The 12,455-nt window shown below is 64.3% G+C and carries 14 protein-coding genes; 5 read left to right on the forward strand and 9 right to left on the reverse strand.

Annotated elements, in window-relative coordinates; translation table 11 throughout:
- Positions 1-31 precede the first annotated feature (31 nt).
- The 3 genes from NO876_RS00520 (at position 32) to NO876_RS00530 (ending at position 1,631) form a co-directional block, all read left to right on the forward strand.
- A complete protein-coding gene (locus NO876_RS00520; RefSeq protein ID WP_256419723.1) occupies positions 32-1,213 on the forward strand; it encodes an SPFH domain-containing protein in 1,182 nt (393 codons plus the stop codon).
- A 77-nt stretch (positions 1,214-1,290) separates the two neighbouring features.
- Positions 1,291-1,446 carry a hypothetical protein gene (locus tag NO876_RS00525; protein WP_256419724.1) on the forward strand — a complete coding sequence of 52 codons (156 nt, stop codon included), beginning with the start codon at positions 1,291-1,293 and terminating at the stop codon, positions 1,444-1,446.
- Between the two features lie 26 nt (positions 1,447-1,472).
- On the forward strand, positions 1,473-1,631 hold the full coding sequence (locus NO876_RS00530; protein WP_256419725.1) for a hypothetical protein: 159 nt from the start codon (positions 1,473-1,475) through the stop codon (positions 1,629-1,631).
- Here the strand turns inward: NO876_RS00530 and NO876_RS00535 are convergent.
- The 9 genes from NO876_RS00535 to NO876_RS00575 all read right to left on the reverse strand — a co-directional run bounded on the left by NO876_RS00535 (position 1,628) and on the right by NO876_RS00575 (position 10,602).
- Complete coding sequence (locus NO876_RS00535; RefSeq protein ID WP_256419726.1) at positions 1,628-2,074, reverse strand: universal stress protein; 447 nt, start codon at positions 2,072-2,074, stop codon at positions 1,628-1,630. The two genes, NO876_RS00530 and NO876_RS00535, sit on opposite strands and share 4 nt — an antisense overlap.
- A 1-nt stretch (position 2,075) precedes the next feature.
- Complete coding sequence (locus tag NO876_RS00540) at positions 2,076-3,197, reverse strand: sulfite exporter TauE/SafE family protein (protein ID WP_256419727.1); 1,122 nt, start codon at positions 3,195-3,197, stop codon at positions 2,076-2,078.
- A gap of 14 nt (positions 3,198-3,211) precedes the next feature.
- Entirely contained in the window at positions 3,212-3,448 is a 237-nt protein-coding gene (locus NO876_RS00545) for a hypothetical protein (protein ID WP_256419728.1), read from the reverse strand.
- Positions 3,449-3,641: 193 nt separating this feature from the next.
- The gene (gene uvrB / locus NO876_RS00550) at positions 3,642-5,768 is read right to left on the reverse strand and encodes an excinuclease ABC subunit UvrB (protein WP_256419729.1); all 2,127 of its coding nucleotides are present in this window, start codon (positions 5,766-5,768) and stop codon (positions 3,642-3,644) included.
- Positions 5,769-5,860: 92 nt separating this feature from the next.
- Complete coding sequence (locus NO876_RS00555; RefSeq protein WP_256419730.1) at positions 5,861-6,565, reverse strand: ABC transporter ATP-binding protein; 705 nt, start codon at positions 6,563-6,565, stop codon at positions 5,861-5,863.
- Positions 6,558-7,322 carry an ABC transporter ATP-binding protein gene (locus tag NO876_RS00560; protein ID WP_256419731.1) on the reverse strand — a complete coding sequence of 255 codons (765 nt, stop codon included), beginning with the start codon at positions 7,320-7,322 and terminating at the stop codon, positions 6,558-6,560. The genes NO876_RS00555 and NO876_RS00560 overlap by 8 nt, the downstream gene beginning before the upstream one ends.
- Complete coding sequence (locus tag NO876_RS00565) at positions 7,315-8,343, reverse strand: branched-chain amino acid ABC transporter permease (RefSeq protein WP_256419732.1); 1,029 nt, start codon at positions 8,341-8,343, stop codon at positions 7,315-7,317. The genes NO876_RS00560 and NO876_RS00565 overlap by 8 nt, the downstream gene beginning before the upstream one ends.
- A gap of 1 nt (position 8,344) precedes the next feature.
- Complete coding sequence (locus NO876_RS00570; RefSeq protein ID WP_256419733.1) at positions 8,345-9,241, reverse strand: branched-chain amino acid ABC transporter permease; 897 nt, start codon at positions 9,239-9,241, stop codon at positions 8,345-8,347.
- Positions 9,242-9,264: 23 nt separating this feature from the next.
- Positions 9,265-10,602: a substrate-binding protein gene (locus NO876_RS00575; RefSeq protein ID WP_256419734.1), complete on the reverse strand. Its 1,338-nt coding sequence runs from the start codon at positions 10,600-10,602 to the stop codon at positions 9,265-9,267.
- A 321-nt stretch (positions 10,603-10,923) separates the two neighbouring features.
- Between NO876_RS00575 and NO876_RS00580 the strand changes: the two genes are divergently transcribed.
- Together NO876_RS00580 and NO876_RS00585 are read left to right on the forward strand one after the other, a co-directional pair.
- Positions 10,924-11,970: an aliphatic amidase gene (locus NO876_RS00580; protein WP_256419735.1), complete on the forward strand. Its 1,047-nt coding sequence runs from the start codon at positions 10,924-10,926 to the stop codon at positions 11,968-11,970.
- Between the two features lie 131 nt (positions 11,971-12,101).
- Positions 12,102-12,371 (forward strand): DUF7553 family protein, encoded by a 270-nt coding sequence (locus NO876_RS00585; protein WP_256419736.1) that lies wholly within the window; start codon positions 12,102-12,104, stop codon positions 12,369-12,371.
- The last annotated feature ends 84 nt before the right edge of the window (positions 12,372-12,455 follow it).

Raw genomic sequence — 12,455 nt, forward strand, 5'->3', positions numbered from 1 at the left:
CGCTTAATGCCACAGGATCACAATGTCGACTATGGCGAACCTCTTCCGCGAACTCGGTCGGGTCTCCGCGCGGGGGCTCCCGGGTTGGCTCCTCCCCGCCGCGGCCGTCGCCGCCGCCCTCCTCGTCGCCGGAACCCTCTTCGGCGGCGATCCGATGGTCGCGGTCGGCCTCGGCGTTCTCGCGCTCGCGATCGCGACCGTCTACAGCGCCGTCGAGATCGTCAACGCCTACGAGAAACGGGCGCTCACGGTGTTCGGCGAGTACCGGAAACTGCTGGAACCCGGTATCAACTTCGTCCCGCCGTTCGTCTCGAAGACGTACACGTTCGATATGCGGACCCAGACGTTCGACGTGCCGAAGCAGGAGGCGATCACGCGCGACAACTCGCCTGTCACCGCCGACGCGGTCGTCTACATCCGCGTGATGGACGCGAAACGGGCGTTCCTCGAGGTCGACAACTACCAGCGCGCCGTCTCGAACCTCGCGCAGACGACGCTGCGGGCGGTCCTCGGCGATATGGAGCTCGACGAGACGCTCTCGGAGCGCGAGAAGATCAACCGCCGCATCGCGACGGAACTCGACGAACCGACCGACAGGTGGGGGATCCGCGTCGAGAGCGTCGAGGTCCGCAGCGTCAAACCCAGCGCGGCCGTCCAGACGGCGATGGAGGATCAGTCCTCCGCCGAGCGCCGCCGCCGCGCGATGATCCTCGAAGCGCAGGGCGAGCGGCGCTCCGCGGTCGAGACCGCCGAGGGAGACAAGCAGGCGAACATCATTCGCGCGCAGGGCGAAAAGCAGAGCCAGATCCTCGAAGCGCAGGGCGACGCCATCTCGACGGTCCTCCGCGCGAAGTCCGCCGAGTCGATGGGCGAGCGCGCGATGATCGACCGCGGGTTCGACGCGCTGACGTCCATCGGAACGTCGCCGTCGACGACGTACGTCCTCCCGCAGGAACTCACGAGCCTCCTGGGCCGATACGGCCGCGGGCTCACCGGCTCCGACGTTCAGGAGTCGGCCGGCCTGGAGAGTCTCGACTTCGACGCCGAGACGCGCGAACTCCTCGGTCTGGACGAGATCGACGAGATCGCCGCCGCGGTCGAGGAAATCGAGGGCGTCGAGGCCGTCGGCGACCTGCCCGGCCGCGACGACGGCGAAACGGCGGCCGATGCCGACGTCGAACTGAATATCGACGAGGCGTACGAGACCCGCTAGCGACGACCCGTCCGCGCTCTCCCCGGACATCATAAACAATCGTTAGTGTTATTTTGCACCCTGATAGAGTCTGACATATGAGTCACGAGCGTGGTCCGGCCGTCTCCGGCGATGGAAAGACGCCCGAAACCCCTGAGAAACGGTTTCTGCGTCGACTGCGGCGGCATCTCCTCGAGTGGTCCCGTCGCTACGTCGAGATGCGCGTCGGTGCGATCGAAAATAAAAGCAATTAGGTGAGCGCCCGGCCCATCGTCATTCGATGTCTCTTCCGCTTCATCTGGGACTGGAACATCCCAGCGCGCTGTGGATCGTTGCTGTCGCCTTCCTCGCGTTCGTCGCAGGGTTGGCCGTCAATCTGTATCGCTCGTACCGCTCGGGGGCGTCCCCGAACGGGGTCAGTGACAACGAGTCCGCTTAGTCACCCGTCGTGGGGTCGCCCTGAACCGTCAGTACGGGAACCGGGGAGTGACGGACCACCCGTTCCGTGACGCTCCCGAGCAGGTAGCGGTCGATCCCCTCCCGCCCGTGAGTTCCCATCACGACGATCTCAGCGGCCGTCTCCTCGATAAGACGGAGGATCTCGTCCTGTGGGACACCCGTGACGACCGTCCGTTCGATTTCGACCTCCGACGGGAGCTCTGCGGCGGTCTCCTCGATCGCTGCCTCGGCGCGCTCGCGCTCCGTCTCGCGCCACGCCTCCGGAGCAAGACCGCTGCTCGGGCTCTCGAATCTGTTCCGGCTATCCGCGACCGAGACCACGTTGACCACCGAGCCCGCTGTCCGGGCGAGCGATCCGGCGTGGGTCGCCGCGGCTAGGGAGGTCTCGCTCCCGTCCGTCGGTAGGAGTACCCGTTCGTACACGTCAGATCCCTCCCGCGGCCATCAGGAAGAGAGCGACTGAGATGACCGCGAACAGTCCGCCCACGAAGGTCTTGATCGTCGACGTGCTGAGCGCGTTCGAGACGTAGGGAGCGATCTGCCCGCCGGTCACCGTCGCCGGAACCGTGAAGACGACCATGTTCCACGGTGTCGAGGCGAGACTGAGGCTGTGACCGCCGACGAGACCGCCGCCGAACACGTGGACCAGCGAGGCCAATATCGCCGTGAGCGCGACCACGATGTGGTTTGTCCCGATGGCGATCCGAACCGGGACCTTCGTCCCGAGCATCGAGATGATTCCGAGTTCGCCGACGCCGAAGCCGGCGAGCCCCTGGAACGTCCCGCCGATGCTGTAGTTGGCGAAGCGACGGAGATATCCCTCGCGGGTGTACCGGTAGTCGTCGCCCTCGCGGTCGACACGCGTCACGTTCCCGTCTTCGTCGGTGCGAACGCCCGCGGGCCCGAGCTTTCCGGGATCGTCCGGCATCTCCGCGTGGCCGCCGTCGGTCGCGGTTTCGACGTCGCCGTCGACGGCCGGATCCGATTCGCCTTCGGCGTCGACACTGTCGCCTGTGCTGTCTCCTTCGTGATCGAGATCGGTCTTGAACAGCAGGTAAGACGCGGCGAGGAGTGCGATACCGAGCAGCCCGTGGAAGAGCGGTTCCGGAATGACGAACGACAGGAGCGCGCCCGCAACGACGAAGGGGACTGCTCCGCCGACGAGCGCGACCGCCAGTCGCCGGTCGACGAGTCCGTACTGGATGAACGCGATCGACGAACTCGAGAGCCCGAACGCCTCGCTGATCAGCCCGACCTTCACGATCGTCGGCGGGTCCAGCGGATTCGCGAACAGCGGATACACGAAGATGAGGAAGGGCACGAAGATCGCTGAACCGCTGATCCCGACGGTGTTGACGATCGTGGCACCGAGCAGGAACGCCGGGAACAACCACCAGTACTCCAGCCAGTAGCTCGCCCCCGCCTCGCTCGGCGTGGGAGCGCCGAAGAACACCCCGGCGATGAAAACGACTGGCGCGAGAAACACGAAGATGTGCTGGTACCGCAGGAACGACCGCTGGACGCGGCTGTAGGGGGTTGATGTCATTGGTCTCGTAGCGTTCAGTCGTCGAGAATGCTCGGTCGCTGCGCGATCGAGGGATCGGCCGGTTCCGGTCGAATCGACAGCTCGGGCACGCCGGATCCCCGGGCGTCCGCATCCGCCAACTGGACGTCAGCGTCCGACCGCTGGACGTCAGCGTCCGATCTTCGAACGCCCACGTCCGATCTTCGAACGCCCACGTCCGATCTTCGAACGCCCACGTCCGTTCGCCCGGCCACGGCCCCACGGCGACTCATCTACGTGATCCCCCCGAGTGCGCTCCGGCGACGTTCGTTACTGATACCGACGCCGACCGACTCTGCATACATCGTAGCCGCCGGATAGCGACGACCGAAAAATAAGTTTTGAGGTTCGGTTCCGTCGTGGGATCTTCTCACGTACGAAGGCGCGTCGTCGTCACGACCGCACGCGACTCCGAAGTCGCCCCCGTCAGGTATCTTCCGGCGGGATCCCGTCGTCGACCGAGAGGTCGGCGCCGTCGAGCGGATCCGCGCCGGGATCGACGCCGTCGTCGCCGCGGGATCCCTCGTCGTCCTCCCGGATCCCGAACTCCTGTCGGAGCTCGCGGATCCGATCGCGGATGTCGGCCGCGAGTTCGAATTCGAGGTTGTCCGCGGCTTCCCCCATCCGCTCCTCCAGATACGCGATCTGTTCGCGCGCCTCGTCCTCGTCCGTCGGTTCGTCGGTCGGGGACCGCTCGCTCCGGTCGCCGCTTCCGGGGAGGTTCGTCTCGCCGACCGCCTTCTCGATGGTCTTCGGCTCGAAGCCGTGCTTCTCGTTGTACTCCCGCTGGATGCGCCGGCGACGCTGCGTCTCCTCGATCGCGGCGGCCATCGAATCGGTCTTCTCGTCGGCGTAGAGGACGACCTCGCCCTCGACGTTCCGCGCGGCCCGACCCATCGTCTGGACGAGCGTCGTCTCCGAGCGGAGGAAGCCCTCCTGGTCGGCGTCGAGGATGGCCACGAGCGAGACTTCCGGGATGTCGAGGCCTTCCCGGAGGAGGTTGATCCCGACGAGCACGTCGATGTTCCCCAGTCTGAGGTCGCGGATCAGTTCGTGACGCTCCAGGGTGTCGGTCTCGTCGTGCATGTACGCCACGTCGACGCCGGACTCGTCGAGGAATTCGGTGAGGTCCTCGGCCATCCGCTTGGTGAGCGTCGTGACGAGCACGCGCTCCTCGCGTTCGATCCGCTCGTCGATCCGGTCCAGCAGGTCGTCGACCTGTCCGGTGGCGTCTGCGACCTCGATGGCGGGGTCGACGAGGTGGGTCGGCCGAACGATCTGCTCGACGATCTGCTCGGAGTGCTCCCGCTCGTAGTCGCCGGGCGTCGCCGACACGTAGAGCGTGCGGTCGGTCTTCTCCCCGAACTCCTCGAACGTCAGCGGGCGGTTGTCGTACGCCGTCGGGAGCCGGAAGCCGTTCTCGACGAGGGAGTCCTTTCGCGATTTGTCCCCGGCGTACTGCCCGCGGATCTGCGGCAAGGTCTGGTGGGACTCGTCGACGACGGTGAGGAAGTCCTCCGGGAAGTAATCCAAGAGCGTGTAGGGCGCCTCGCCGCTGTCGCGGTCGGACATGTGAACCGAATAGTTCTCGATGCCCGAGCAGTAGCCCGTCTCTCTGAGCATCTCGATGTCGAACGTCGTCCGCTCCTCGATGCGCTGGGCGGCGACGAGGTCGCCCTGCCGCTCGAAGTACTTCACGCGGTCTTCCATCAGTTCCTCGATCTCCGAGATCGCCTCCGCTAACTGCTCCTCGGGAATCGAGTAGTGCTCGGCGGGGTGGATCAGGGTGGCGGGCTCCTCGGAGACGACCTCGCCCGTGAGCGGATCGAGCTTCGTCAGGCGGTCGACCTCGTCGCCCCAGAACTCGATCCGGACGGCGTAGCGGCCGTACATCGGGTACACTTCGACGGTGTCGCCGCGGACGCGGAACGTGCCCTGCTGGAAGTCGACGTCGTTGCGCTCGTAGTTCAGATCGACGAGGCGCGCCAGCAGTTCGTCGCGGTCGAGTCGCTCGTCCCGCTCGACGCGGAGGGCCATATCGGTGTAGTTCTTCGGGTCGCCCAGCCCGTAGATCGCCGAGACGCTCGCGACGACGATGACGTCGTCGCGGGTCAGCAGCGATCGCGTCGCGGAGTGTCGCAGCCGGTCGATCTCCTCGTTGATCGACATGTCCTTGTCGATGTAGGTGTCGGTCTGTTCGACGTAGGCCTCCGGCTGGTAGTAGTCGTAGTAGGAGACGAAGTACTCGACGGCGTTGTCCGGAAAGAGGTTCTTGAACTCCTCGTAGAGCTGCGCGGCGAGCGTCTTGTTGTGGGCGATGACCAGCGTGGGCTGCTGGAGCTCCTCGACCGTCCACGAGACGGTATTGGTCTTCCCCGAACCCGTGACGCCGAGCAGCGTCTGCTTTTCCATCCCCGATTCGAACCCCTCGACCAGTCGCTCGATGGCCTCGGGCTGGTCGCCCGCCGGCTCGAACGGGGCGTCGACGCGGAACTCCCGCTCTCCGACCGGTCTGTCGGGCGAGAGCGGACTCGACCCGGAGGTGTCGCTCATCGGGAGTTCGTTGGGGGCACAGGCACTTGAGGCGGTCGGTCGGGCCGGCTTCGCGGGACCCGATCGAAGCCGGTCGACGGCCCCGACCCGGTCTAGACGGCGAGGTACTCGTCGACGGCGCCGGAGGATTCGATCTCTTCGGGCGTCCCCTGCTCGACGACACGACCCGTCTCGAGCACGTAGCAGTAGTCCGCGACTGCCATCGCGAGGTTCAGGTTCTGCTCGACGATGAGTACCGAAATCCCGCGGTTGTCTCGGATGCGCTTGAGCTGCTCGCCGATCTCGTGCACGATCGACGGCTGGATGCCCTCCGACGGCTCGTCGAGCAACAGATGGCTCGGATCGGCGTTGAGCGCTCGGGCGATCGCCAGTTGCTGTTTCTGCCCCCCGCTCAGCGTCCCACCCTTTGCTCCCGATTTCTCTTCGAGTGCCGGGAAGTACTCGTAGATGAACGGCGGAACGTCGGATTTCAACAGGAACTCGTCGCTGCTCGCGCTTCCGAGCCGGATGTTGTTCTCGACGGAAATCGCCCCGAAGATGTCCCGCGACTGGGGGACGTAGCCGACGCCCTTCGCGGCCATCTCGAACGGTCGCAGCGTCGAGACGTTCTCGCCGTCGAGGAACACGTGGCCGCCCTGGAGGTCGTTGAGACCCATAATCCCCCGGAGCAAGGTCGTCTTCCCGACGCCGTTGCGACCGAGGACCGCGACGATCTGGTCGGTTTCGACCTCGATATCGACGTCCCAGACGACCGTGCTTTCGCCGTAGCCGATCTGGACGTCTGAGGTCCTAAGCATCGGCTGCCTCCCCGAGGTAGATCCGCTGTACCGTCTCGTCGTTCTCTATCTCGTCGATCGTTCCGCTGGCGATGATTTCGCCACGATCGAGAACGGTGATGCTCTCCGAGACCTTTCTGATGAAATCCATATCGTGTTCGATGACGACGATGGCGACGTTTTCCTTCGATCTGATCTCCTCGATGAGGTCGACGGTGTCGTCCGTCTCGCCGACGCTGATCCCGGAGGTCGGCTCGTCGAGGAGCAGTAACTCCGGTTCGGCGCCCACGGCCATCACGATCTCCAGCCACTGCTTTTCGCCGTGCGAGAGCGTGCCGACCGTCGTGTGCTGCTCGTCGTGCAGGTTCGCGATCGAGAGCAACTCCTCGATCCGGTCGCGGATGTCGCTGTCGTCGTGCGTTCGGAGCAGCTCCCACGGCGACGACGCCCGCGACCGGAACGCGAGTCGCATGTTCTCCAGGACGGTTTCGTCCTCGTAGACGCTCGTGATCTGATACTTTCGGATGATTCCGCGCTGTGCGCGCTCGTGCGGCGACACGTGCGTGACGTCCTCGCCGTCGAACGTGATCGTGCCCTCGGTCGCGGAGAGCTTCCCCGTCAGGAGGTTCTGAAAGGTCGTTTTTCCGGCCCCGTTGGGACCGATCAGAGCCTTCGTCTCGTTCGGCTGGACCGTGAAATCGACGTCGTCGACCGCGGTGAACTCGCCGAAGCGCTTTGTCAACCCCTCGGCCCGAAGCAGCGGCTCGGTGTCAGTCATCGAGCTCACCTCCCGCTCCGAGGTCGCCTCGGTTCGCGGAATCGAGGCTCGTCTGGACTCCCTCGACGGTATCGGAGAGGAGACCGACGATCCCTCGCGGCGCGCCGATCACCACCGCGATGAACAGCACCGCGAGGCCCATCTCCCAGTAGTTGATCAGCACGTCGCTCAGCGTCGAGTTGAGATACTGGATGAGGATCGCTCCGAAGACCGCCCCGATGAGCGTTCCGCGGCCGCCGACGGCGATCCAGATGACCACCTGCGTCGACAGCACGAAGCCCAAGAGGGGCGGGGAGACGAACCCGTCGATGGTCGCGTACATACTGCCCGCGACGCCGGCCATCGCTCCGCTCAGGGTGAACACGATGAGTCGGTACCGCTGCGTGTCGTAGCCGAAGAACTCCGTCCGCTCTTGGTTCCCGCGGATCCCGCGCAGGACGCGACCGAACGCGGAGCCCACGAGCAACCGCAGGAAGAGGTACGACCCGACCAGTATCCCGAGCGCGAGGTAGTAGCTCATCGTCGCCGTCAGCTCGAAGCCGACGACCTGTATCGACGGAACCCCGTAGATCCCGTTGAAACCGCCGAGGAAGCCGACGAACTCGCCGGCGACGCTCTCGAAGATGATCGAGACGATGAGCGTCGTGATCGCGAAGTACGACCCCTTCACGTCCGCGCTGAAGAGGAACCAGCCGAGCCCGAGCGTGAGCAGCGCCGCGAAGGCGGGTGCGACGACGAACACGACCGCCGCGTCCGGGACGGCGGGAACCTCCTTCAACAGCTTCGCGGTGACGTACGCCCCCGCGCCGAAGAACGCCGCGTGGCCGAGCGTCAACAGTCCGGTGTACCCCCACACGAGATCGATCGAGAGCGCCAGGAGCGCGAACGTGAGGTACGTCGACCACGTGGAGACCTGGTACTCCGAGACGAACAGCGGGAGCGCGACGAGCGCGAGGAGCCCCGCGAGCTTCGCGATCTCCCCCGGGGTCTTGAGATCGACCGCTGCGTCTGCCGTCGCCATTTCACTCACCCCGTTCGCCCGCGGGGATGAGCCCCTGCGGCCGGTACCGGATGATGATCAACGCGACTACTAACACCGCCGCCTGGGCGATCGATGTGTACCCCGAGATGACCGTCCGAAACAGGTTGTCGAGACCACCGAGGAGGATCCCGCCCGCGATGGTGCCGGTGAACGTCCCGACGCCGCCGACGATGACGACGAGGAAGGAGTCGGCGAGCCACGCGATGCCCATCGTCGAGTTGACGCTCAGCAGGGGCGCCATGATCGCGCCGGAGAGCCCCGCGAGCGCGGATCCGAATCCGAAGGTGGTCCGATCCGACACCCGCGTGTTGATGCCGACGGCCGAGGCCATCTCTCGATCCTGTATCACGGCGAGCGCCATGATACCGATGTCGGTGTAGGCGAACAGGCCGATCGTGATCGCCATCACCACGATCGTCACCACGATGATGAACGCCCAGTGAGCGGGGTAGGTCACGCCGAGCAGCGAGACCGAGCCCTCTATTGGGGGCGCGACGCTCTTTTGTGACGTCCCGAAGGCGATCGTCACGGCCTCCTGCAGCACGATCGCGATACCCCACGTCGCGAGGAGCGTGTCGAGCGGCCGATCGTAGAGCCGCCGGATGAGAGTCACCTCCATCGCGACCCCGATTAGCCCCACGACGAGTGGCGCGATCACGATACCGAGCCACGGAGAAAACCCGGCACTCTGGACGGCGTAAGCCGTGTACGCACCGACCATCATCAGCGCGCCGTGGGCGAGGTTGAGCACGCCCATCAGCCCGAAGATGATCGTCAATCCGGAGGCGACGAGGACGAGCCCCGAGATCGATGTGAGCGATATGAGTACCCGGTCGGCCAACTGTAGCGGAACGACCGATGCTATCGTTGTGATCATAACATATCAGTTGTGAGCGTGGCTTAGACGTCCAGACAGCCCTCTGCGACGGTGATTCCCGACGGTTCTATCTGGCCGAACTCGTTCAGCACCTCGAACGTCCCGCTCTCGGCGTCGAACTCGCCGACGCGCGACTGCAGCGTCGCGTGGTGCGTTCCGGGATCCATCTCGACGGTCCCCTGTGGAGCGTCCAGCGAAATCGGATTCTCCAGCGCGGATTTGACTTCACTGCCGGACGTTGCGCCGGGTGCGTATTCGACCAGGGCGTCGCGCAGCATCAGCGGTCCCCAGTAGGCCGCCTCCGCGACGAAGTTCGGCGTCGTGTCGGTGCCGTACGCCTCCTCGTAGCTCGAAATGTAGGTGTCGTTGGCCTCGCTTTCGAGGCTCGTGAAGTAGGGGGCGGACGTCAGCACACCGTCGGCGGCGTCGCCGGCGCCCCTCGCTTCCTGTTCGCTCATGATGTTGCCGGCCCAGACCATCTCGTCGACGAGGCCGACCGAGCCGGCCTGATTCAGCATCTCGACCATACTCGTCCCGACCGTGGTGAAGTAGACTGCGTCGGCGTCCGACGACTGGATGTCACTGAGCTTCGATCCCCAGTCGGTGAAGCCGAGCGGGACGTAGTCCTCGGCGACGATCTCGCCGCCGTTCTCCTGGACGAAGTCGTCGACGACCGCGTTGGTCGTGTGCGGCCACACGTAGTCCGATCCAATGAGGTAGAAGGAACTGACGTCGTACTCCTCCATCAGCCACGGGAGGTACGGCTGGATCTGCTGCTTCGGGACGGCACCGTTGAAAAAGACCCATTCGAGGCTCTCCTGCGGGACGTTGATCTCCCCGCTGAACCCCTCTGCGCCCTCGATCTCGCGACAGACGCCGCCCTCGTAGAGGGTCGGGTAGAACAGCGGGACCTCGTTTCCGACGTAGATCTCGGTGATGGCGTTCCGCATCGCGCTGGTGTACGCCCCGAAGACGACGCTACACCCGTCGCGGTTGATGAGCTGTCTCGACTTCTCGATCCCCGTTTGGGGATCCGACGCCGTGTCGGCCTTCACGAGTTCGATCTCGCGGCCGTCGATCCCACCGGCGTCGTTGATCTGCTGGACCGCGAGTTCCGTGGAGTTCATCATCGGACGACCGATGACCTCCGTGCTCCCACTCAGCGCGTACAACGCGCCGACCGTCAGCGGCTCGTCGCTGCCACCCGAATCGCTACTCTCCTCGGTGTCTGTACTACCGCCTGAAGACCCGCCACCAGTACATCCGGCGATCCCGGTGATCCCCGCCAATCCGGCCATCTTGAGTGCACTGCGGCGGTTGAGTGTACGATCGCGTCCTGATCTGGAACTTTCGTCGTCCATACCCTCCCCGAACAGGGAGATAAGTAAACAGATGCGTATTAGTGCAGTATTTGCAAACGAACAATTAAAATTAGTAAGGATTAGTGTATGATTGTACACCTAATACAGTATATAGTGAGTGTATGTCTCAACACTTTCCGCACCGCTCGCGGTCGCCCGTGATAGATTATTTCGGCCGAATACCAGTCTAAGCGGGTGAAAAACAAACGTAATTGGAAGATAATACCTTTAGGAACACTATATACAACTCTATCTGGGAATAATATAGATGAATACTAAGAAAGAGTTATTCAACCGGTCGGGTATCTCGTAACCGTACCGATGAGACACGGTGACATATCTTCATCCGGAGACGCGGTCGGCGTCGCGGTCCACCAGACGTCGGCTCCGAGCCCGGAATCGAAAGAGGACGTACTGGAACAGTGTGAGAACCTCGCGAACAAGATCGAGGGGATCAAGACCGGTGCCCCCGGCGTCGACCTGGTCATCTTCCCGGAGTACTCCACACAGGGGATCACGTACGACGAGGAGTTGATGAACGAACTCGCCACGGAGGTCCCCGGCCCCGAGACCGAGATCTTCTCGCGGGCGTGTCGTGAGAACGACGTCTGGGGGGTCTTCTCGATCACGGGCGAGAAGCACGAAGACCACCCCGAGCGGAACCCGTACAACACGCTGCTTCTGATCGACGACGAGGGCGAGATCCGCCAGAAGTACCGCAAGATCATCCCGTGGACGCCGATCGAGGGATGGACCGCGGGTGACCAGACCTACGTCACCGAGGGCCCGAAAGGCCTGAAGATCAGCCTCATCATCTGTGACGACGGAAACTACCCCGAAATATGGCGGGACTGCGCGTACAAGGGTGCTGAACTCATCGTTCGGTGTCAAGGGTACATGTACCCCGCGGCCGACCAGCAGGAGATCGTCGCGCGACACGCCGCGTGGGCGAACAACTCCTACGTCGCCGTGGCGAACCTCGCCGGCAGCGACGAGGTGTACTCGTTCTTCGGCAACTCGAACATCGTCGGCTTCGACGGACGCGTGCTCGGACAGTGCGGTAGCGACGAGGACGTCTGGCAGTACGCCGAACTCTCGGTGCCGGAGATCCGCGACGCGCGGACGAACTGGCAGAGCCAGAATCACCTGTACAAGCTCCTGCACCGCGGGTACACGTCGACGGAGGCGGCCGGCCTCGGCGACGGCGAGGCGGAGGTCCCGTTCGACTTCTACAAGGACTGGGTCGAAGATCCGGAAGCGGCCAAAGCGCAGATGGAGAGTCTCACGCGCTCGACGACCGGAACGCCCGACGCACCGATCGAGGGGCTCTCGATGCCCGAACCGGAGGACCTGACCGCGGACGACTGAACCTCCTCCTTGACGGCTATGCAGACGCGGGTCCGCCCGTTTCGAACGCGCTTGACTAGTCGATTTCGTTCCGCCGGACCCGAAGCCGAGAGAGAGAACTATTTTGACACTGCTGATCGTACGTGGTTGGTATGTCACACGAACTCCTCGAAACGGCCAGCCAGCGACTCCGCGACGCCTCCGAAGCCGCCGAGGGCGACGTCCAGCGTCGAATCTACGAGCAGTCCGACGCACTCGCGACGCTCGCGGCGCGGGATCGAAAGCCCGACCACGGGCGACTGGCCCGCCACATGAACGCCCTCGCCGAACTCGCCGAGGCGACCGACGGCACGGCCCACGAGGCGGTCGTCGACGCCCGGTCGACGCTTTCGGAGTTCCGCGAAGGAGTCGAAGGCGTCTGACGACTGACCGACGCCCGTCAGCCGCCGTTCGACGGTTTCAGCCCTCGAACCCCTTCATTTCGAGTGGAGATTGCGAACAGTTCA

This window comes from Halobellus rarus, from assembly GCF_024494595.1.
Taxonomy (GTDB): Archaea; Halobacteriota; Halobacteria; order Halobacteriales; family Haloferacaceae; genus Haloquadratum; species Haloquadratum rarum.

What these genes read in the sequence shown, in the direction of transcription:
- NO876_RS00520 (WP_256419723.1), top strand. Translation starts at nt 32, where the DNA reads ATGGCGAACCTCTTCCGCGAACTCGGTCGGGTCTCCGCGCGGGGGCTC.
- NO876_RS00525 (WP_256419724.1), top strand. Translation starts at nt 1,291, where the DNA reads ATGAGTCACGAGCGTGGTCCGGCCGTCTCCGGCGATGGAAAGACGCCC.
- NO876_RS00530 (WP_256419725.1), top strand. Translation starts at nt 1,473, where the DNA reads ATGTCTCTTCCGCTTCATCTGGGACTGGAACATCCCAGCGCGCTGTGG.
- NO876_RS00540 (WP_256419727.1), bottom strand. Translation starts at nt 3,197, where the DNA reads ATGACATCAACCCCCTACAGCCGCGTCCAGCGGTCGTTCCTGCGGTAC.
- NO876_RS00545 (WP_256419728.1), bottom strand. Translation starts at nt 3,448, where the DNA reads ATGAGTCGCCGTGGGGCCGTGGCCGGGCGAACGGACGTGGGCGTTCGA.
- uvrB (WP_256419729.1), bottom strand. Translation starts at nt 5,768, where the DNA reads ATGAGCGACACCTCCGGGTCGAGTCCGCTCTCGCCCGACAGACCGGTC.
- NO876_RS00555 (WP_256419730.1), bottom strand. Translation starts at nt 6,565, where the DNA reads ATGCTTAGGACCTCAGACGTCCAGATCGGCTACGGCGAAAGCACGGTC.
- NO876_RS00560 (WP_256419731.1), bottom strand. Translation starts at nt 7,322, where the DNA reads ATGACTGACACCGAGCCGCTGCTTCGGGCCGAGGGGTTGACAAAGCGC.
- NO876_RS00565 (WP_256419732.1), bottom strand. Translation starts at nt 8,343, where the DNA reads ATGGCGACGGCAGACGCAGCGGTCGATCTCAAGACCCCGGGGGAGATC.
- NO876_RS00570 (WP_256419733.1), bottom strand. Translation starts at nt 9,241, where the DNA reads ATGATCACAACGATAGCATCGGTCGTTCCGCTACAGTTGGCCGACCGG.
- NO876_RS00575 (WP_256419734.1), bottom strand. Translation starts at nt 10,602, where the DNA reads ATGGACGACGAAAGTTCCAGATCAGGACGCGATCGTACACTCAACCGC.
- NO876_RS00580 (WP_256419735.1), top strand. Translation starts at nt 10,924, where the DNA reads ATGAGACACGGTGACATATCTTCATCCGGAGACGCGGTCGGCGTCGCG.
- NO876_RS00585 (WP_256419736.1), top strand. Translation starts at nt 12,102, where the DNA reads ATGTCACACGAACTCCTCGAAACGGCCAGCCAGCGACTCCGCGACGCC.